This window comes from Neokomagataea anthophila (genome assembly GCF_018122595.1).
Taxonomy (GTDB): Bacteria; Pseudomonadota; Alphaproteobacteria; order Acetobacterales; family Acetobacteraceae; genus Gluconobacter; species Gluconobacter anthophilus.
Map to the genome: position 1 here is coordinate 1 of NZ_JAGRQH010000190.1, position 227 is coordinate 227.

Consider the following 227-nt stretch of genomic DNA (forward strand, 5'->3'; position numbering starts at 1 on the left):
AAAAGCCGTTTAGACCGTATCAGAACCATTGTGCGCAAAATATTCGCCTGCCTGATGAGCGGCGGCTGGGAGGTATTCTAACGGTAAAAGCTGTTGATGGGCGGGCGACGCGGGTGTTTCCGCAGGCGCTGCCGGTTCAGGGGGGTCTCCGACTCGCGCAAGGGCGGGGGTGGAGGCGACGTCCGGTGGGTGGGGGTCTCGGGGGGGGCAGCTGCTGTGGAGGCCTC

Annotated in this window: 1 protein-coding gene; it reads right to left on the bottom strand. The window is 64.3% G+C overall.

Features of this window, described 5'->3' with window-relative positions:
- Positions 1-9: 9 nt before the first annotated feature.
- On the bottom strand, positions 10-227 hold a 218-nt coding region (locus KB213_RS12435), incomplete at its 5' end, for a hypothetical protein (RefSeq protein ID WP_456306882.1).